Annotated in this window: 17 protein-coding genes; 8 read left to right on the top strand and 9 right to left on the bottom strand. The window is 69.2% G+C overall.

All coding sequences use genetic code 11. The features are described from left to right. Window positions 1–53: 53 nt before the first annotated feature. The 8 genes from AZL_RS15880 to AZL_RS15915 form a co-directional block, all read right to left on the bottom strand. Window positions 54–1,418 carry an MmgE/PrpD family protein gene (locus AZL_RS15880; protein ID WP_012975516.1) on the bottom strand — a complete coding sequence of 455 codons (1,365 nt, stop codon included), beginning with the start codon at window positions 1,416–1,418 and terminating at the stop codon, window positions 54–56. A gap of 7 nt (window positions 1,419–1,425) precedes the next feature. Further along, entirely contained in the window at window positions 1,426–2,241 is an 816-nt protein-coding gene (locus AZL_RS15885; protein ID WP_012975517.1) for an amino acid ABC transporter ATP-binding protein, read from the bottom strand. Window positions 2,242–2,253: 12 nt separating this feature from the next. Continuing rightward, entirely contained in the window at window positions 2,254–3,045 is a 792-nt protein-coding gene (locus tag AZL_RS15890) for an amino acid ABC transporter permease (RefSeq protein WP_012975518.1), read from the bottom strand. A gap of 2 nt (window positions 3,046–3,047) precedes the next feature. Next, window positions 3,048–3,836, bottom strand: coding sequence for an amino acid ABC transporter permease (locus tag AZL_RS15895; protein WP_012975519.1), 789 nt, complete (start codon window positions 3,834–3,836; stop codon window positions 3,048–3,050). A gap of 31 nt (window positions 3,837–3,867) precedes the next feature. After that, entirely contained in the window at window positions 3,868–4,698 is an 831-nt protein-coding gene (locus AZL_RS15900) for a transporter substrate-binding domain-containing protein (protein WP_042444043.1), read from the bottom strand. Between the two features lie 179 nt (window positions 4,699–4,877). After that, entirely contained in the window at window positions 4,878–5,744 is an 867-nt protein-coding gene (cysE, locus tag AZL_RS15905; protein ID WP_086935415.1) for a serine O-acetyltransferase, read from the bottom strand. 11 nt (window positions 5,745–5,755) lie between these two features. Next, window positions 5,756–7,672, bottom strand: coding sequence for a family 2A encapsulin nanocompartment cargo protein cysteine desulfurase (locus AZL_RS15910; RefSeq protein ID WP_247894384.1), 1,917 nt, complete (start codon window positions 7,670–7,672; stop codon window positions 5,756–5,758). Then, window positions 7,644–8,573 (bottom strand): family 2A encapsulin nanocompartment shell protein, encoded by a 930-nt coding sequence (locus AZL_RS15915; RefSeq protein ID WP_012975523.1) that lies wholly within the window; start codon window positions 8,571–8,573, stop codon window positions 7,644–7,646. Before AZL_RS15915 ends, AZL_RS15910 begins: the two co-directional genes overlap by 29 nt. A 611-nt stretch (window positions 8,574–9,184) precedes the next feature. Here AZL_RS15915 and AZL_RS15920 point away from each other — a divergent pair. After that, window positions 9,185–10,954, top strand: coding sequence for a sensor domain-containing protein (locus tag AZL_RS15920; RefSeq protein WP_148219437.1), 1,770 nt, complete (start codon window positions 9,185–9,187; stop codon window positions 10,952–10,954). 130 nt (window positions 10,955–11,084) lie between these two features. Next, on the top strand, window positions 11,085–11,681 hold the full coding sequence (locus AZL_RS15925; RefSeq protein WP_247894385.1) for a helix-turn-helix domain-containing protein: 597 nt from the start codon (window positions 11,085–11,087) through the stop codon (window positions 11,679–11,681). A gap of 48 nt (window positions 11,682–11,729) precedes the next feature. On the opposite strand, the gene hutH is transcribed toward AZL_RS15925, so the two are convergent. Next, a complete protein-coding gene (gene hutH / locus AZL_RS15930) occupies window positions 11,730–13,271 on the bottom strand; it encodes an HAL/PAL/TAL family ammonia-lyase (protein ID WP_012975526.1) in 1,542 nt (513 codons plus the stop codon). Window positions 13,272–13,373: 102 nt separating this feature from the next. Between hutH and AZL_RS15935 the strand changes: the two genes are divergently transcribed. The 6 genes from AZL_RS15935 (at window position 13,374) to AZL_RS15960 (ending at window position 19,602) form a co-directional block, all read left to right on the top strand. Then, window positions 13,374–14,216: a phosphate/phosphite/phosphonate ABC transporter substrate-binding protein gene (locus AZL_RS15935; RefSeq protein WP_012975527.1), complete on the top strand. Its 843-nt coding sequence runs from the start codon at window positions 13,374–13,376 to the stop codon at window positions 14,214–14,216. A 63-nt stretch (window positions 14,217–14,279) separates the two neighbouring features. After that, a complete protein-coding gene (locus AZL_RS15940; RefSeq protein ID WP_012975528.1) occupies window positions 14,280–15,845 on the top strand; it encodes an ABC transporter substrate-binding protein in 1,566 nt (521 codons plus the stop codon). 14 nt (window positions 15,846–15,859) lie between these two features. Next, a complete protein-coding gene (locus tag AZL_RS15945) occupies window positions 15,860–16,819 on the top strand; it encodes an ABC transporter permease (RefSeq protein ID WP_012975529.1) in 960 nt (319 codons plus the stop codon). Beyond that, the gene (locus AZL_RS15950) at window positions 16,819–17,655 is read left to right on the top strand and encodes an ABC transporter permease (RefSeq protein WP_012975530.1); all 837 of its coding nucleotides are present in this window, start codon (window positions 16,819–16,821) and stop codon (window positions 17,653–17,655) included. Before AZL_RS15945 ends, AZL_RS15950 begins: the two co-directional genes overlap by 1 nt. Continuing rightward, entirely contained in the window at window positions 17,652–18,638 is a 987-nt protein-coding gene (locus AZL_RS15955; protein WP_012975531.1) for an ABC transporter ATP-binding protein, read from the top strand. The genes AZL_RS15950 and AZL_RS15955 overlap by 4 nt, the downstream gene beginning before the upstream one ends. A gap of 10 nt (window positions 18,639–18,648) precedes the next feature. Next, a complete protein-coding gene (locus AZL_RS15960; RefSeq protein WP_012975532.1) occupies window positions 18,649–19,602 on the top strand; it encodes an ABC transporter ATP-binding protein in 954 nt (317 codons plus the stop codon).

A 19,602-nucleotide genomic window follows, 5' to 3' on the forward strand; every position in this document is an offset into this window, starting at 1 on the left:
GCTTTCTTTGTTGCTTGTCTTGCTCTTGTTGCCCGGCGTCGCCGGGAGGTCGGTCACTGCGACCGGCTTTCCCGGCCCAGCGACTCCAGCAGGCCGAGCAGGTCGCTCCGGCTTTCCATCGCCGCGGTCAGCGCCGGCACCCCGGCCAGATGCGCGGCGCCGTTGGCGGCGTCGGCGAATTTGGCGGCGGGATCCTGGACGCCGCGGATGTGGTCGATCCGTCGTGACAGGGTGTGTCCATCGTGGAGGTGGATCGTCACTTCGGTGAAGCGGGTGGCGGGATCGTTCGACATGCGCGGCGCCGTCTCGTCATGGCGGCGCTCGACCCGCGCCGCCAGGGTCCGCACATCGTCGGGCACCGGCACGGCGCCGAAATGGGCCAGCCCGAGATCGCGTCGCAGCAGCGCGGTGGCGATCACATATTCGACGCTGAAGCGTCCGGTGATGCCGTCCTCCGCCGTCCGCACCACCAGGGCGGCGTCGCCGCCGGGCGGGAAGGTGGCGGTCACCCGCAAGATCCGCTGCGGGTCGATGTCATGATCGGCGATCAGGCCGAGGATGGCCTCGGCGGCGCAGTGGGCGGCGGTGCAGAAGGCGAATTCCTTCAGGATCAGGCCGGGGCTGACGATCTGCCAGGGCGCTCCCCAACCGTCGAGCACCCGCTCGGGCCGCTCGGCCCCGGCGGCGAAGCAGGAGAAGAAGCCGACCGGCCCGTCGAGGAAATCGGCGGCCCCGCCGAAGCCGCGTTCGGCCAGCAACGCGGCGGTCAGCCCGGCCCGCGCGGCGAGACCGGCGTGCAGCGGCTTGGCGTCGCTGCCGAACTGGAGCCGCAGGCCCGCCGATTGCGTCGCGGCGAGCCCGAGCGCCACGGCGATGCGGCCAACATCCAGCCGCCGCAGCCGGGCGACAGCCGCCGCCGCGCCGATGGTGCCGAGCGTCGCCGTGGCGTGGAAGCCGATCTCGTAATGGCGGCTGCCCAGCGCCAGCCCGAGCCGGGCCATCGTTTCGACCCCGACGATGTAGGCGGCGAGGAATTCCTTGGCGTCGGCCTCGCTGCCGGGCGCCGCGGCGAGCAGCGCCGGCAGCAGGACGGTGGAGGGGTGGCCGCGCACGCTGGCATGGACGTCGTCGAAATCCAACGCGTGGCCGGCATGGCCGTTGGCCAGCGCGGCGGTGAAGCCGTCGGCGCGGCGGCCCCGCCCGATCAGCACCGCGTCGCCGGGGACGGGCGGCAGCGTGTCGAGCAGGATCGCCAGCGCCGGATCATCGGCTCCGGCGACGGCGCAAGCGAGGAAGTCGAGCAGGCCGGTCCGGGAGGCCGCGACAGCCTCGGCGGAGGACAGAGGATCCGATGTGGCGATCCGGTCGGCCAGACGCACGGTCAGCGAGGCTGAGGCGGTGGTGATGGGTTGGCTCATGGTCGGCTCAGTTCCGGCTCGAAGGGGCGGCGGCGTCCTGCGGCGCGGCCTGTCCCAGGCCGGTGATGAAGGCGCGGATGCGGGGATTGGCGCTGTCGCGGAAGATGGCGGCGGGCGGGCCGCGCTCAACGATGCGGCCGCCTTCGGTGAAGGCGACGACGTCGCTGATCTCCTCGGCGAAGCGCATCTCGTGGGTGACCAGGATGGAGGTCATGCCGTCGCGGATCAGATCGCGGATCACCGCCAGCACCTCTCCCACCGTCTCGGGGTCGAGGGCGGAGGTCACCTCGTCGAACAGCACCAGCTCCGGCCGCATGGCCAGCGCGCGGGCGATGGCGACGCGCTGCTGCTGGCCGCCCGACAATTCGCCGGGAAAGGCGCGCTCCTTGCCGGACAGCCGCACCCGCTCCAGCAGGGCGCGGGCCTCGCGTTCCACCTCCTGGCGCGGCCGGCCGAGGATGCGGACCGGGGCGATGGCGATGTTCTCCAGCACGTTCAGATGCGGGAACAGGTTGAACTGCTGGAAGACGAAGCCGATGCGCTTGCGCAGGTCCAGCCGCTCGGCTTCGCGGTGCAACCGATGGACGGCGGCGCCGGCCACCGTGATCTCGCCCCGCTGCGGGGTGATCAGCCCGTTGATGCAGCGCAGGATGGTCGATTTTCCCGACCCGGACGGGCCGATGATCGACAGGGCGTCGCCCTTGTGGACCTCCAGGTCGATGCCGTTCAGCACTCTGGTCGATCCGTAGGACAGATGCACGTCGCGCAGCGACACCAGAACCGGCCGGTCCGGTGGCGCATCGGAAGGGGTGGGGAGGGTCATCGGGTAAACTCGCTAGACGGCGAAGCGGCGTTCCAGCCGCTGGGTCAGCCGGGAAATCGGGTAGCAATAGGCGAAGAAGGCGACCAGCACCGTCAGATAGACGGCGATGGTGAAGTCGGTCCTGCGCACCGCGGTGCTGGCGTCGGTCGCCGCATGCAGCAATTCCCCCACCCCGACCAGCGAGGCGAGCGCCGATCCCATCGCGATGGAAGCGTAGAGATTCATCCAGGCCGGCAGGCTGCGGCGCAGTCCTTGCGGCAGAATGATCCAGCGCAGGGTCTGCAACCGGCCGAAGCCGAGCGAGCCGGCGGCCTCCCATTGCGCGGCCGGGATCGACTGGATGGCGCCGCGCGCGATCTCCGCGATGTGGGCGCTGGCCGGCACCGCAAGCCCGACCACCGCCTTCAGCCAGTCGGGGAAGGGGACATGCCAGCCGCCGATGGCGATCTCGAAGGGCAGGGCGTAGGTGGTGGCGAAGATCAGCACCAGATGCGGCGCGTTGCGGAAGATCTGCACATAGGTGATGGCCGGCAGGCGCAGCAACCGCAGGCTGGATAGTTCCAGCACGCCGAGGATCAGTCCGATCAGCGTGCCCAGCGCGATGGCGCTGGCGCTGATCAGGACGTTCATCGCGAAGCCCTGGAGCAGATGCGGGCTCCAGTCCAGCAGGGCCAGCGCCGATTGCGGGCGCAGCGCGATCCAGGCGGCGGCGACGACGGCGACGCAGAGCGCCACCGGCCGCCCGACCGGATGGGGAAACGGGATCGCGGGGAGGGTGGCGGCGGCGATTCTGACGGCGGTCATCGTCACAGCCCCAGTCCGGCCGGGCCGAGGCCGGGGGTGCGCAGCCGCCGTTCCAGCCAGAACCCGACCTGCGACAGGGCGAGGTTGATGGCGCTGAAGAACAGCAGCAGCACGATCATCAGTTCGACCACGATGTCGCGCTGGGTCCAGATCATGATCGAGGCATAGGTGATCTCGCCGACCGCGACAGCCGAGGCGACGGTGGTCAGCTTCACGATGTTGACCAGATTGTTGAAGATGGCCGGCAGGGCGATGCGCAGGGCCATTGGCAGCTCGACCCAACGCAAAATCTCCAGCCGGCCGAATCCGAGGGAGCGGGCGGCCTCGCGCATGGTGTCGGGCACCGCCTCGATCCCGGCGCGCAGGGCTTCGGCGTGATAGGCGGCGCCATGCAGGCCGACCACCGTCACCACCCAGAAGAAGGCGCCGAACGGATTGCGCCCGGCCCCGCCCAGAGCGTCGCTGATCAGCATGTTCAGCCCGAGGAAGGCGCAGACCAGCTGGACCAGCGTCGGCGTGTTGCGCGTCAGCTCGACGAACAGGCGGGCGGGCAGCGACAGCAGCCTGCTCTTCGCGGTCAGGCAGCCGGCGAGCAGGATTCCACCCGCCAGGCTGACCGGGATGGTGACGGCGATCAGCACCAGCGTGGTGCGGAAGCCCTCCAGCCACATGTCGCGCTCATAGGCGCTTTTCAGGAAGCTGAAATTGAGGCCATAGCCCTTGGCGAAGGCGATGACCCCATCCAACGTCAAAGGGGCCAGCGTGATATGGGCCAGCAACGTGTCGGCCATGGCGGGTTTCTCCCGGTCCGTGCTTTCGGCCTCAGCGCCCCTTGTTGGCGTCGCGGGTTTCGAGGAAATAGGGGGTGACCGCCAGCCGGTTGCGTTCGGCGGCGTCGATGATCCACCCGGATCCGTGCAAACGGCGCATGATGCCGTCCAGCGCCTCGCGGGCGTCCGTCTCGCCCTTGCGCACCCAGATGACGTTCAGCGACGGCAGCAGGTCGGTCGGGGTGAGGATTTCGTAATCCTTCCAGTCTTCAGGATGGTCGAGCAGCATGACGCGCAGGGTGGCGCCGGTATGGACCGCGGCATCGCACTGGCCGCCCTTCAATGCCAGCAGCGAATCCGGCTGGCTGGGGAAGCCCTTGATCTTGGCGCCGATCTCCTCGGCCAGCGGCTTGGTGAAGTTGGCGCCCTGCGACAGGCAGACGGTTTTGCCCTTCAGGTCCGGCCAGTCCTTGACCGGCGTGCCCTTGCGGCCAAGCGCGATGCCGCCGCTGCGCTCGAAGGCGGTCGGCACGAAGTCGAGCATTTCGGCCCGCTCCTCGGTCCAGGACATGTTGGCGATCAGCAGGTCGACCTTGCCCTGTTGCAGGAATTGGACGCGGTTGGGCGGGGTGACGGTCACGGTTTCCAGCTTCACCCCCAGCCCGCGGGCCAGTTCGGTGGCCAGATCGATGTTGAAGCCCTTCTGTTCCTGCGACTTGGCGTCGATATAGCCGAAGGGCGCGCCGGACAGGATGACGCCGGCGACCAGGCTGCCGCGCTGCTTGATCCGGTCGAGCGTGGCGTCGGCCTGGGCTGCACCGGCGATCGCACCGCTCATCAGGGCTGCAAGGGAGGCCGCGGCCGCCAGTCGGAACAAGTTCATCACCCTCTGCTGCCCCCGTCATGTCTACTTATGAAGCGGGTTATAGACAGCAATAACATACAGGTCAAATAGGCATTATCGATTATAATTAACAAATTCATAATGTTGTATATGGCCACAAGAAAGATGGGAAGGTCCAGCATGGAAGCAGAACCTTCCGCAACTCCCCCTGGCGGGGTTCAGATCGTGTAATCCGGCTCCGGCAGGCTCATGTCCATCTCTTCCGCCGGGGCCTGTGGCGAGTTGGTCCAGCCGACGATCCTGGCCGGCACCCCGGCCACGGTGGCGCCGGGCGGAACCGGCTTCAGCACCACGCTGCCGGCGCCGACCTTGGCATGCCGGCCGATCTCGATATTGCCCAGCACCTTGGCGCCCGCGGCCAGCAGCACGCCGTCGCGCACCTTGGGATGGCGGTCGCCATGTTCCTTGCCGGTGCCCCCCAGGGTGACGCCCTGGAGGATCGATACGTCATGGCCGACCTCCGCCGTCTCACCGATCACGACACCGGTGCCATGGTCGATCAGCACGCCGCAGCCGAACGGCACCGCGGGATGGATATCGACTGCGAAGGCCTCCGACACCCGGCTTTGCAGGAAATGCGCGAGTTCGGTGCGCCCATGCCGCCACAGCCAATGGGCGACGCGGTGCCATTGCAGAGCGTGGAAGCCCTTGAAATAGAGAAAGGGCGTCAGGCAGCCGTCGGCTGCCGGGTCGCGGGTGACGATGGCGCCGAGATCGGCGACCGCCGCCGCGACGATCGCCGGTTCCTCCGCATAGGCGGTCTCGGCGAGGTCGGCCAGCCGCTCCGCCGAGATGTACCAGTCGCCCAGTTTGCGGGCGAGATGGCCGCCCAGGGCCGATCCGAAGCTTTCATGCGACAGCACGGCGATGTGGATGAAGCTGCGCAGCAGCGGATCGCGGCCGGCCGCCGTCTCGGCATCCTCCCGCAGCCTCGTCCACAGCACGGCTTCGGCCCGGTCGTCCGCCGCCCGTTCCGGGGTCCGCGACGCGGCGGCGAAGCAGGCCGGGGTGACGATGCGGCCCATGGGCGTCTTCCTCACGACCGTTGTCCGCGCCGGACCAGTTCGGCCCGGATGCGGTGGAGGGCGGCGGTCAGCGCGTCGATGTCCTCGCAGGTGTTGTAGAAGGCGAGCGAGGGGCGCACCGTGCTTTCCACCCCGAAGCGGCGCAGGATAGGCTGGGCGCAGTGATGGCCGGAACGCACGGCGATCCCCTCGCGGTCGAGCGCGCGGCCGATGTCCTCCGTCTTGCAGCCGTCCAGCACGAAGGACAGCACGCCCGCCTTCTCCCGCGCGGTGCCGATCAGCCGCAGACCGGGCACGGTCAGCAGGCCGGCGGTGGCGTAGTCGAGCAGATGATGCTCGTAGGCGGCGATGGCCGGCATGCCGATCCGGTCGAGATAGGCGATGGCCGCTCCCAATCCCACCGCGTCGGCGATGTTGCCGGTGCCCGCTTCGAACCGCATCGGCGCCGGTTGGTAGACGGTCTTCTCGAAGGTGACGTCGGCGATCATGTTGCCGCCGCCCTGCCAGGGCTGCATGCCCTCCAGCACGTCGAGCCGGCCATAGAGCACGCCGATGCCGGTCGGGGCGAACATCTTGTGGCCCGACAGCACGAAGAAGTCGCAGCCCAGCGCCTGGACGTTCACCGGCATGTGCGACACCGCCTGCGCCCCGTCGACCAGGGTGCGAATGCCGGCGGCGCGCGCCATCGCCACCATCTCCGCCGCCGGGGTGACGGTGCCGAGCGCGTTCGACACCAGCGTCAGCGACACCAGCTTCGTGCGCGGGCCGAGCAGGCGGGCATACTCGTCCATCCGGATCTGGCCGTCGTCGTCCACCGGCACCACGCGCAGCCGGGCGCCGGTTTCGGCGCAGAGCTGCTGCCAGGGAACGATGTTGGCGTGATGCTCCAGCCAGGTGACGACGATCTCGTCGCCCTCGCGGATGAACTGGCGGCCCCAGGCCTTGGCGACCAGATTGATCGCCTCGGTGGCGCCGCGGACGAAGACGATCTCGCGAGTGTCGGCGGCGCCGACGAAGCGGCGGACCTTCTCGCGTGCATCCTCATAGGCGTCGGTGGCGCGGGCCGCCAGCGCATGGGCGGCGCGGTGGATGTTGGAATTCTCCTCCGCGTAGAACCGGGCGAGACGGTCGATCACCGCCTGCGGCTTCTGCGTGGTGGCGGCGTTGTCCAGCCAGATCAGTGGCTTGCCGTTGACCGTCTGGTTCAGGATGGGGAAGTCGCGCCGGGCGGCATGCGGGTCGAAGGCGGGGCTCGCCGGCGACGGCAGGTCGGGGACCTGATCGGCGCGCAGCTGGACCGACAGCCCTGCGACATCGACCAGATGGCCGGGGGCGGCGGGAACCGTGGGCGGGGAGACGCCGGGCGCGCCAGTGGCGGCGGGGCTGACCGGCACCGTGGCGCCAGTGCGGCTTCCCGCAAGGAAATAGGGGCTTCCCGACGGCGGCGCGGGTGCGCCGGCCACCGGGGTCGAGGGGGCGGCGGCCGGTAGAGGTGAGGCAAGGGACGGGGCCAGCGGCGGCACCAAGGACAACGCGCCGCCCAACGAATGCAGGATCGACCCAAGCCCACCGTCGCCAGCCGGGGAGACCGGATGTCCGGGAGCCGCGGCCGCGGTGAAGGCCGGATTCGCCGATGGACCGGACGGGGGGGCGGCGGGCGGAGCGGAGGGAATGGCCGGAACCGGTCCCGGCGCCTGGACGGCGGAAACCGCGGCCGCCGGCGGAAGCGCGCCGATGGCCGCCGGCAGGGCTGCGGCTGGAAGGCCGTTGGGCAGCGCCTGGAAGAACTGGTTGGCGAGCCGGGCGATCAGGCCGACATCGGGCGAGCCCGCGAAATCGCCATCCCCTGCCGCCGGTGAAGGCGGCAGGGTGAGCGTGTCGGCGGGGAGGCCGGCGGGATCAGGCATAGTCGTAATAATGGCCGACATTGACATCCTCCAGCACGCCGATGGCATCCTCGGTCAGGATCGCGGCCGAGCAGTAGAGCGAGATCAGGTAAGACGCGATGGCCTTGCGGTTGATGCCCATGAAGCGGACCGACAGGCTCGGCGCCACCTCGCCCGGAACGCCGGGCTGGAACAGGCCGATGACGCCCTGCTTCGCCTCGCCGGTGCGCAGCAGCAGGATGTTGGTGCGGCCATCCGGCGTGACATGCAGCTTGTCGCTGGGGATCAGCGGCAGGCCGCGCCAGGTCAGGAAGGGCGAGCCGTGCAGGGTGACGGTGGGCGGCGGCACGCCGCGGCGGGTGCATTCGCGGCCGAAGGCGGCGATGGCGCGCGGGTGGGCGAGGAAGAAGGCCGGCTCCTTCCAAACCTTGGCGATCAGCTCGTCCAGGTCGTCGGGGGTGGGCTGGCCCTTGCGGGTCTTGATGCGCTGACCAGGGGCGGCGTTGGCGAGCAGGCCGTATTCGGCGTTGTTGATCAGCTCGCTTTCCTGCCGCTCCTTCACCTTCTCGATCAGCAGCCGGAGCTGTTCCTGGATCTGGTCGATCGGGTGGCTGTAGAGGTCGGACACGCGGGTCTGGACATCCAGCACCGTCGTCACCGCGTTCAGCGAATATTCGCGCGGGCTTTCGTCATAGGGGACGAAGGTTTCCGGCAGATCGGCGTCGTTGCGCGGGCTGCATTCGACCTCGGTCCGCACCTGGCCCTGCGGGTCGATGACGCGGTTCAGGCGGTAGATGCCGGCCTCGACCGGGGTCCAGGGCAGGAAGGACACCAGCCAGCGCGGCGTGATGCCCGACCATTGCGCCCGCGTCTTCGTGGCGTTGGCGAGCTGGCGGGCCGCCTGCTCGTTCAATGTTCGGCGCAGCTCGGTGTCTTCGGACATGGGAATCGGCTCCTTGGAAAGGGCGATGGCAAAGAGGGGGCGCTCCATCGGCACGGGACGGCGATGGCCGTGGCGGCTGGGTGGAGGCGCCGTTGCGGGGATGGGTCGGACCGACCGGCGGAAAGGCGGGGCCCTCGCCTCGGGCTGCGGTCCGCCTGTGGCCACCGCATCCCCGGCATCGGGGCAAGGCCGACCATGCACAGCTTCCGCCTAGCTCTCAAGCACCGGTAAAACAGGGCAAGTCGATTGATCCGCTATAACGGACAGACCTCCGCTCAATTAGGCCAAACCCTGATGACGAAGTTTTCTCTATCCAATCACGGGATTTTTCCCGAGCTTATTCCTATAAGTTATTAGGAAAATGCGTGAGCAGCTTTCTTGAGACTGTTTGTCCGCCCTGCATAGACTTGTGAAAATTCGGCAAAACTTGAGATGCGCCCCATATCCAGCCGATGGGACGGCCATAAAAAACACTAAAAATATGTACTATTATAGCAATACACACCGTGGATAATAATTCTCTTTTATGTGACATGGAAATGGTGACTGCCATGCCGCACTCGTCCCTTCGTCGGACGCTTCCGTCGACGGCGCAACCTGAAGATGAGGGAATGGCTCCGGTCCTTCGTCTCGTCCTCGACAATATGGCGGAGGGTGTGTGTGTCGCCGGCTGTGACGGCCGCATCGTAACCGCCAATCCGGCGGCGGAGGCGGTTTTCGGCCCGTTGGGCGGCGTCGCCTTCGATGCGCGTTTCGGAAGCCGCCTGAGGCTGGCGGACGGGGTCAGCCCATGCCCGGAAGCCCTTTGGCCGATGGGCCGGGCGATCCGCGGCGAGACGATGGACCGGGAGAGTCTGTATCTGGCGCCGGCGATGTCCGGCGGACCGCAGACGGACGGCGTCGGTGCTGGTATCGGTGCCGGCGTCTGGCTGCGGGTGAATGCCCGCCCACTGGTGCAGGATGGTCGGTCGGTCGGCGGTGTGCTGGTGTTCCGCGACATCACCCAGGTCAAGGCGGTGGAGGACCGGATCGCCTGGCTGGCCCATTTCGATCCCTTGACCGGCCTTTCCAACCGTGTCGAGTTCCGCCGACGCCTGGAAATGGCCATCGCGTCGGCGCGGCAGGACGGATCCCGGCTGGCGGTGATGCTGCTCGATTTCGATGGCTTCAAGGAGATCAACGACCAGTTCGGCCATGCCGTCGGCGACGAGCTTCTCGTCGCGGTGGCCGGCCGGTTGCGGGATGCGCTGGGGTCCGGAGCGGTGATCGCCCGGCTGGGTGGCGACGAGTTCACCATCCTCGTCGAGGAGGATGGCGACGGAACCCTCACCGATGCCTCGCATACCCTGATCCGGGCACTGGCCGAACCGTTTCCGCTCACCAGCGGCCGGCATCGGCTGACCGCCAGCATCGGCGCGGTCCGCTATCCGGCGGAGGCCGATACCATCGACGATCTGCTGCGCATGGCCGACATGGCCATGTACCGGGCCAAGGAGCGTGGCGGCAGCGCGGTCTGCCGGTACGACCCGGCGATGATGGCGGCGGCGGCCGAGCGGACCCGGCTGCGCGGATTGCTGGCCGGCGCGCTGGAGCGCGGCGAGTTCCATCTCGTCTACCAGCCGCTGGTCGAAGCGGCCGGTGGCCGTCCCGTCGGGGTCGAGGCTTTGTTGCGCTGGCGGCCGTCGGGCGCCGCTGCGCCCGTTCCGCCATCGGCGTTCATTCCCCTGTGCGAGGCGAGCGGTCTGATTCTGGACATTGGGCGATGGGTGCTGGAAACCGCCTGCCGCCAGATCCGGACATGGGCGGATGGCGGGGGGCCGTCCTTGGAGATCGCGGTCAACGTGTCGCCTCGCCAGCTTCGCGACCCCACCCTGCTGGAGGATGTGCGGAGGGTGCTGGCGGCGACCGGCATCGATCCCGCCCTGCTGGTTCTGGAAGTGACCGAGGGGTTGCTGATCGAGGATATGGAATACAGCCGCCATGTGCTGACCGGGCTGAAGCGGTTGGGGGTGCGGCTGGCGCTGGACGATTTCGGCACCGGATATTCCAGCCTCAGCTATCTGAACAGCCTGCCGTTCGACGTGCTGAAGATGGACGGGTCCTTCACCCGCAATCTGGCGGCGGCGGAACTGGACAACGCCGGTGGACAGGCGGTCGCCCGCGCGATCATCGGGCTGGCGCGCAGCCTGTCGATGACGCTGGTCGCCGAGGGGGTGGAGACGCCGGCCCAGCATGCCTGGCTGGCGGCGAACGGTTGCAGCCTGATCCAGGGCTATCTCATCGGACGGCCGGAACCGGCACCGGCCGCCGCCGAACTGATCGACCGGCTGGCCGCCGAACATGAGCGCAGGCAGAATGAACGGTTTGACTTTGTGATTTGATCGCGGACGAACGGGATGCGGCGTTAAATCTACTTGATGAATAGGCAAAAGGAGATATTCTCTTTTCTGCAAGTGGGAATTATGGCCTCTGCACATGGGCCTGTTCAAGCGGAGAGGACGATCTGTGAGCGTGGCGAACGACGACTATGCTCCATCCGCCGAGGATGCGATCCCTGCGATCCTGGGGCGTCATCTGCGGCGTTTGCGTACCCGCCAGGGTCTGTCGCTGGAACGGCTGGCGCGCTTGTCCGGGGTCAGCCGGGCGATGCTGGGCCAGATTGAGCTTGGGCGCAGCGCGCCGACCATCACCGTGCTGTGGAAGATCGCCCGTGCGCTGGATGTCACGCTGGCCTCGCTGACCCGGTTCACCGAGCAGGGCGGGGTGGTGGTGGTGCGCCAGTCCGAGACCAGGACGCTGGTTTCCTCCGATGGGCTGGCTCAGTCGCGGCTGCTGGCCCCGCCGGGGGAGGGACGGGGCGCCGAGGTCTTCGAGATCCGCCTGCATCCCGGTGGCAGCGAGGCCGGCGCCGGGCATCCGCCGGGGATCGGCGCCCATCTGGTCGTCGCGGAGGGCGCGGTGGAGCTTCGGGCCGCCGGGGGTCTGCATCGGCTGGCCGCCGGCGACACCATCCTCTTCGAAGCCGACGTGCCCTATACCTGTACGAATGTCGGCGACGGCGACGCCCTGCTGTTCCTCGTGCTGTCGCACACCGAGATCCTGCCCTGAGGCTCCTTCCCGTGAGTCTGCTTCTCTGAGCCCGTCCCGGCCGGGCGCTCAGCCCGCCGCCGCAACGGCCCGCTGCAATGCGCCGGTGGCGATCGACTGCGCCAGCCGTTCGAAGTCCGGTCCCTGCGAGCGATCCTCGTCCAGCGGCGCCACAAGGCCGCGGACGAAGGCCTGCACCGCGCCAGTGCCGGTGCCGAGGGTGAGGGGGCCGCGCAAATCCACCGCCTGGGCCGCCGCCGCCAGCTCGATTGCGGTCAGCCAGCGCAGGCGCTCGACGATTTCGCCGGTCTTGGCGACGACGGCGGGCGCCATCGAGGCATGGTCCTCGATGCCGTCGGCCACCGGCAGGACGCCGAGCGAGACCGGCAAGGCGAGATGGCGGATTTCCGCCTCCAGAGCCGCGATCGTCTTCTGGACGGTGGCGAAGCCTGTGCGGCTCTGGCCTTGCGGGGAAAGGAAGCGCGGCAGGTCGGAAACCGTGGGCGACATCAGTTTCATCGTGCGGTGGGCCGCCATGGTCGCCGCCTGGGCCAGGGCCTGCCCCAGCGCCTCGAAACGCAGAACCAAGGCTGTCATATCGAAATTGCCGTTGTGCAGCATCCGGTCCTGCCCGCTCTCTTCGGTGATGATCACCAGCGGGTTGTCGGCGGCGGCGTTCAGTTCGATGGCGACCGGTTCGCGTGCGGCTTCCAGCGTCACGCGGACGGCGCCATGAACCGGGGCAAGGCAGCGGAAGCTCAGCGGATCCTGAAGGCGCCTTGCGGCCCCCGGCTTTTCCAGGGCGCTGCCGGCGAGCAAGCGGCGCAGGCGTGCCGCGGCCTCCGCCTGTCCGGGGGCGGGCCGCGCCTGCTGGACGCGTGGGTCGAGCGGCTCCAACTGCGCCCGGAACCCCTCGCAGCTCAGCGCCGCCGCCGCATCCAGGGTGTCCAGCGCCACGCGGGCATCCTCCAGCACGAGGCAGCCCCGGCCGACCGACAGCGCGTTGGCGACGACGACGGCGTGGCCATCCTTGAGACCGAGGACTGTTGGCGTCAGTCCGGCACGGGCCAGGGCCGCGTCGGCGGGCAGGATCTCACCGCCAACTTCAACTTCAGCGTCCGGGTCGCCGAGCAGGGCGCGGCCGAGATGGGCGAGCGGGGCGAGGTCGTCGGCGCCGATGGAACCCTTGGACGGCACCAGCGGATGAAAGCCGGCGTTCAGCGCGGCGACGAGCGCATGCAGCATCGCCGGCGACGCCCCGCTTCCACCTGCGGCATATCCGGCGGCGCGGACCAGCATCAGCGCGCGCAGGATGTCGGTCGGCAGGTGCGGCCCCACCCCGACGGCACGGGCTGGAACCGCCCGGTGCTGGAAGGCGATGAGGTCGCCAGCCATCAGTCTGGTGTCGACGCCTGCTCCCAGCCCGGTGGTCAGACCATAGATCGGGACCTCCGCCCCGGCCAGCCGTTCGACCACCGTACGGGCCGCGGCGATGCGCGGCACCACCAGGGGGCTGAGGGCGACAGTCCGCCGCTGCCGCGCCACCGTCACCACCGCCTCGATCGTCAATGGGCCGGCGCCGAGCGCCAGAGGATCCTGCCGCATTTCCATCTCATGCATGTGGTTTCATCGGAATTTTCCTATTGATTAACGAGCTATTTGTCTATCAATTTAATCGGGTAAAATATGAAAAACACATATCTCTGGTGAAATATGGTGGTCGTGGGTGAAAGCGGGGAAGGGCGGACGCTGACCGCCAACGCACGGATGTACGCGCCCAACGCCGAGGCCGCCGCCGCCTGGCGGGCCTTGTTCGATTGGGTGTCCGCGTTCTCCGGCGTGCCGCTCCTGGTGCTCGACCATCCATTTCCGGCTCCGATGGAGGAGCTTTGGAGCCGTGACGATCTCGGCGCCGCCTTCATGTGCGGCTGGCCCTTCGTGCGCGCCGGGTCCCGGCACCGCATCGTCGCCGCCCCGGTGCCGGCGGCGGCCCGCTATGGCGGGCGGGTGGAGTACCGGACCGACTTCGTGGTCCGGGCGGAGTCCGCCATCCACCGGCTGGAGGACAGTTTCGACGGGCGGCTGGCCTTCACGGTGGACCATTCCCATTCCGGCTACAATGCCCCGCGCCACCATCTGCTGCGCTTCCGCAGGGCGGATCGCCAAACGCTTTATGCCGCTACGGTCGGCCCCTGCATCACGCCGAGGCGGGTGCTCGACGCCGTGCTGGACGGTAGCGCGGATGTGGCGCCGCTCGACGGCTACACACTCGACCTGATGCTGCGCCACGATCCCGAGCTTGGAAAGCGCATCCGCATCGTCGCCAGCACCGATCCGGCGCCGATGCCGCCGCTGGTCGCCAGCCCGTCGGTTCCGGACGAGACGGTGGAGGCCCTGCGCGCCGCCTTCCTGGCCAGCGGCGAGGCGCCCGCCCTGACGGCGGTGCGCGAGGCGCTGGCGCTGGCCGGATTCGCCGTCACCGACCCGGCGGATTACGCCGTCACCGAACGCTGGGCCGCCGAGGCGCTGGCCGCCGGCTATCCCGCGCCGGCCTGACCCTTTCCCATTCGAAACGCACGCACAATCAAAGACGCAGGCAAGACAGGAAGGATCACCACCATGGTCGATGTGACGAGGCGCCAGCTTCTGGCCGCCGGAGCGGCACTCGGTGTCGCCGGCACCGGCTTCTCGCTGCCGGTTCTCGCCCAGTCCGAGACGGGAGCGGGCCGCAAAAGCATCACGCTGGCGCTGCCGCGCGACGTGCAGCCGCCCTTCGATCCGCTGAATCGGCTGAGCTATCCGGAGGGCAACATCCTGCGCGCCGTCCTGCAGGGGCTGATCGCCTTCAAGCCCGGCAGCTTCGAATGGGAACTGTCAGCGGCCAAGCGCATCGAACAGGTGTCGGACACCGTCATCGAGTTCGAGTTGAAACCCGGTCTGCAATTCCACGACGGTTTCGGCGAGCTGACCGCCGACGACGTGAAGTTCTCCTTCGAACGGGCGATCAAGCCCGGACCCGACGGCAAGCTTCCGCTGCATGGCAAGGATCTGTCGGCGCTGGAGGAGGTCGAGGTCACCGGCACCCACACCGGCCGCATCAAGCTGAAGACCCCGGCCCCGGCGCTGTGGCAGGTTGTGCTGCCCGACAATTCCGGCCTGATCATCTCGCGCAAGGCGTTCGAGGCCGGGGCCTACCGCGCCGACCAGCCGACGAAGGTCATCGGCACCGGGCCCTACCGGCTGGCGGAATGGCGGCCCAACGAGCGTGTCGTCCTGCGCGCCAACCCGGACTTCCAGGGGCCGAAGCCCGGCTTCGAGGAGATCGTCCTCCGCCCGGTGCGCGACTCCAAGACAGCCGAGCTGGCCTTCCGCGCCGACGAGCTGCAATTCACCGCCATCGAGCCGGCGAACGCCGCCGATGTCGGCAAGATACCGGGTACGAAGATCCTCAAGCAGGATTCGATCAACTTCGTGTGGGTCGGCATCAATGTCGAGAAGGCGCCCTTCACAGACCTTCGCGTCCGTCAGGCGATCCGTCTTGCCATCGACGTCGATCAGGTGATCGAAGGCGCCTACAACGGCGCGGTCGGCCGGGCCTATGCCCCGGTGGCGCCGGGGCTGCTCGGCTATTGGAAGGACGCGCCGCGCCGTGCCCGCGATGTCGCCGCGGCGAAGAAGCTGCTGGCCGAGGCCGGCGTCTCCGGCCTGCGCACCCGGCTGACCCTGCTCAACAAACCGGCCTACCAGAATGCCGGCATCATCATCCAGGCGCAGCTTGCCGAGGTCGGGATCACGCTGGACCTCGACGTGCAGGAGGGCGGCAGCTATTGGTCGGCCGGCAACGGCGAGACCGGCAAGACCCTGGAGCTGTCGCTCCAGCGCTTCGGCGGCAAGGCCGACCCGTCCTTCCAGCTGCAATGGTTCACCGCCGCCCAGATCGGCAGCTGGAACTGGCAGCGCTGGAACAACCCGGACTATGACGCGCTGTTCGCCAAGGCGGGCGCCATCACCGACGCGGCCGAACGCGGCCGGCTCTACATTGAGGCGCAGAAACTGATCGACGAGTCCGCCGCCTTCATCTGGCTGACCCACGAGGTCAACGTCTATGCGCTGAAGGACTGGCTGGTGCCGGGCATCCTGCCCAACGGCGACGACCAGCTGTTCAACCGATTCGGCGCGGCCTGATCGTGGCCGGAGCCATGCCGGCGATCCTGCGGCATGCCGGGCAACGCCTTGCCACGACCCTGCTGGTCCTGATCGGGGCGGTCGCCCTGCTGTTCGTGCTGACCCTGTTCATTTCCGGCAACCCGGCGCAGGTGCTGCTCGGCCCCCGCGCCACACCGGAGGCGGTGCGGGCCTTCGCCGAGGCGATGGGGCTCGACCGGCCGGTGCATGAGCGCTTCGCCCTGTTCCTGTGGAACGTGCTGCGCGGCGACCTCGGCACCGACGTGGTGTCGGGCCGCCCGGTGGCGACGCTGGTCGCCGAGGTGCTGCCCTACACCGTCACCCTGACGCTGTCGGCCATCGCCATCGCCGTGCTGTTCGGCGTGCCGCTCGGCTGCTACGCGGCGACGCATCCGGGCAGTGCCCTGGACCGCGCGACGGCGGCGGTCAGCATCGGCTTCATCGCCATCCCGAACTTCGTGGTGGCGATCCTGCTGCTGCTGGTCTTCTCCATCTGGCTCGACTGGTTCCCGGTGTTGGGCGTCAGCCGGTCGGGCGATCTGAGCGACCAGCTCGCCCGGCTGGTCCTGCCGGCGCTGTCGCTGGCGCTCACCTGGATCGGCTACATCGCCCGGCTGCTGCGCGCCTCGCTGCTGGAGGTGCTGGGCGAGGCGCACATCCGCACCTTGCGCGCCTATGGCGTGCCGGACCGGACGATTGTCTACAAATACGCGCTGAAGCCGGCGGCCATCCCGACGGTGGCGATTCTCGGGCTGGGCATCGGCCGGCTGCTCGGCGGCGCCATCTTCGCCGAGATCGTCTTCGCCCGGCCGGGCATCGGCACGCTGGTCTACGACGCCATCTCGTCGCGCAACTACCCGGTGGTGCAGGCCTGCGTGCTGGTGGTCGTCGCGCTGTTCACCCTGACCAACTTGGCGGTCGATCTCAGCTACGCCTGGCTCGACCCGCGCATCCGCAAGGCGGGGGACCGCTGATGCGCGCCGTTCTGGACCGCGTCTGGCGCGACCCGGGCGGGCGCGTCGGGCTGCTGCTGGTCGCGGCGGTGCTGCTGCTTGGCCTCGCCGGGCCGCTGCTGGTGCCGCAAGACCCCAACAAGCTCAACATCCTGGCCCGCTTCGGCGGGCCGTCGGCGGCGCATTGGCTGGGCACCGACCATCTCGGCCGCGACCTGCTGAGCCGGATCGCCGACGGCGGGCGGGTGGCGCTGCTGGTGGCGCTCTCGACCATCGCCGTGGCGCTGGCCGCCGGCACCCTGCTCGGCATCGCCGCCGCCTACGCGCCGCCGGGGGCTGAGCGGGCGATCCTCGCCGCCTTCGACATCGTCAGCGCCTTTCCCATCGTCGTCTTCGCGCTGGCGGTGGTGGCGCTGATGGGGCCGGGGCTGGACAAGGTGATCCTGATCGTCGCCGTGACGCTGGTCCCGCATTTCGGGCGGGTGGCGCGGGCACAGACTCTGAGCCTGCGCAACAGTCCCTTCCTGGAGGCCGAGCGCGTGCTCGGCGCCTCGCCGCTGCGAATCACGCTGCATCATCTGGTGCCCAACATCCTGGGGCCGCTGGTGGTGCTGGCCAGCATGGACGTGCCCGTCGTCATCACCATCGAGGCGGGCCTGAGCTTCCTCGGCGTCGGGGTGCCGCCGCCGCGGGCGAGCTGGGGAACGCTGCTGCATGACGGCTACACCACCCTGTCGCAATCGCCCTGGCCGGTGATCGCCGCAGGTGCTGTGCTGACGCTGGCGACGCTGGGCTTCACCCTGTTCGGTGAAGCGTTGCGCGACGCCATAGACCCGAAGCTGAGGACCGAACCGTGACCGCTTCCCCGCAAGAAGCGGAGCCGCTGATCGCCATCCGCAACCTGTCGGTTTCCTTCGCGACCGGCGCCGGCCCGGCCGACGTGCTGTGCAACGTGTCGCTCGATCTCGGGCGTGGGCGGGTGGTCGGGCTGGTCGGGGAATCCGGCTCGGGCAAATCGACCCTGGCCTCGGCCATTCCGCGCCTGCTGCCGCGCAACCTGTCGCGGCTGGAGGGCACGATTCGCTATGACGGGCGCGACCTGCTGGCGCTGCCGGACCGCGAACTGGCGACGCTGCGCGGCACCCGCTTCGCGATGATCTTCCAGGACCCGATGGCGGCGCTGAACCCGGTCTTCCGCATCGGCACCCAGCTGGTCGATCTGCAACGCGCCAAGCGCCCACGTGAGTCGCGGCGCGCCCTGCTGGCGCGGGCGGCGGCGATGCTGGCGCGCGTCGGCATTCCGGACGCGGAGCGGCGGCTGTCCGACTACCCGCACCAGTTCAGCGGCGGCATGCGCCAGCGGATCATGATTGCCGCCGCCCTGCTTGCCGAGCCCGACCTGCTGATCGCCGACGAACCGACCACCGCGCTCGACCCCACCATCGAGGGCCAGATCGTCGCCCTGATCGAGGAGCTTCGCCAGGAGTATCAAGGCACGATCCTGCTGATCGCGCACAGCCTGGGGCTGGTGTCGCAGCTGTGCGACGACGTGGCGGTGCTCTATGCCGGAACGCTGGTGGAGAGCGGCCCGGCCGCCGCCGTCCTGGGCGATCCCCGCCACCCCTACACCCGCGCGCTGCTGGCCTGCGAGCTCGGCGTCGACGTTGCCCGCCGCGCCACGCTGGCCTCGATCCCCGGCGAGGTGCCGGACGTGACGCGCATCCCGCCGGGCTGCGTCTTCGCCCCGCGCTGCCCGCAGGCGGCGGAGCCCTGCCGTGCGGCGGTGCCGCCGCTGCGCGCGCTCGGCGACGGCCGCTCCGTCGCCTGCGCCCTGGTCTGAGGAAGGTGCCGTGAGCCATCCCCTGTTGTCGCTCGACCGGCTGTCGCTGACTTACGGCACCGTCCCGGCGGTGCGCGCGGTGTCGTTCGACCTCCATCCCGGCGAGACCCTGAGCGTGGTGGGGGAGAGCGGGGCCGGCAAATCCTCGCTGATCCGCACTATGCTGGGGCTGGTGCCGCCGACGGCGGGAACGGTGCGCTTCGACGGGCGCGAGGTCAAAGGCCTGCGCGGGCGCGAGACCAAGGCGTTCCGCCGCGACGCCCAGATGATCTTCCAGGATCCGGCCGCCGCCCTGTCGCCGCGCATGACCGTCCGCAACTTGCTGGCCGAGCCGCTGCGCATCCATGGCGTGGCGGAGCGGGCGGCATGGCCGAGCGTGCTCGACCTGCTGCGGCGGGTCGGGCTGCCGGAAGCGGTGCTGGACAAGCACCCGCACCAGATCAGCGGCGGGCAGGCGCGCCGGGTCGGCATCGCCCGCGCGCTGGTGCTGCGGCCGCGCCTGCTGGTCGCCGACGAGCCGACCGCCGGGCTCGACCTGTCGGTGCAGGGAGACATCGTCAATCTGCTGGTCGATCTCCAGCGCGATTTCGGCCTGACCATCCTGATGGTGTCGCACAATCTCGATGTGGTGCGCGCCATGTCCGACCGGGTGCTGGTGCTCTATCTCGGGCGTGCGGTGGAGGTCGGGCCGGCGGAGCATGTGCTGAACGCCCCTGCGCATCCCTACACGCGGGCGCTGCTGGCCGCGGTCCCCCGCTTCGATCCCGGCAACCGGCACCGCGCGCCACCCCTGCCCGGCGAGGTGCCCAGTCCGCGCAATCCGCCTTCCGGCTGCGCCTTCCATCCGCGTTGCCCGCTGGCCGATGCGCGCTGCCGCGCCGAGGAGCCGGCGGAACGCACCCTGGCCGATGGGCGCCGCGTCGCCTGCCACAAACCCCTGCTCGCCTCCCCGGCGGCAGCGTGA

This window comes from Azospirillum sp. B510, assembly GCF_000010725.1.
Taxonomy (GTDB): Bacteria; Pseudomonadota; Alphaproteobacteria; order Azospirillales; family Azospirillaceae; genus Azospirillum; species Azospirillum lipoferum_B.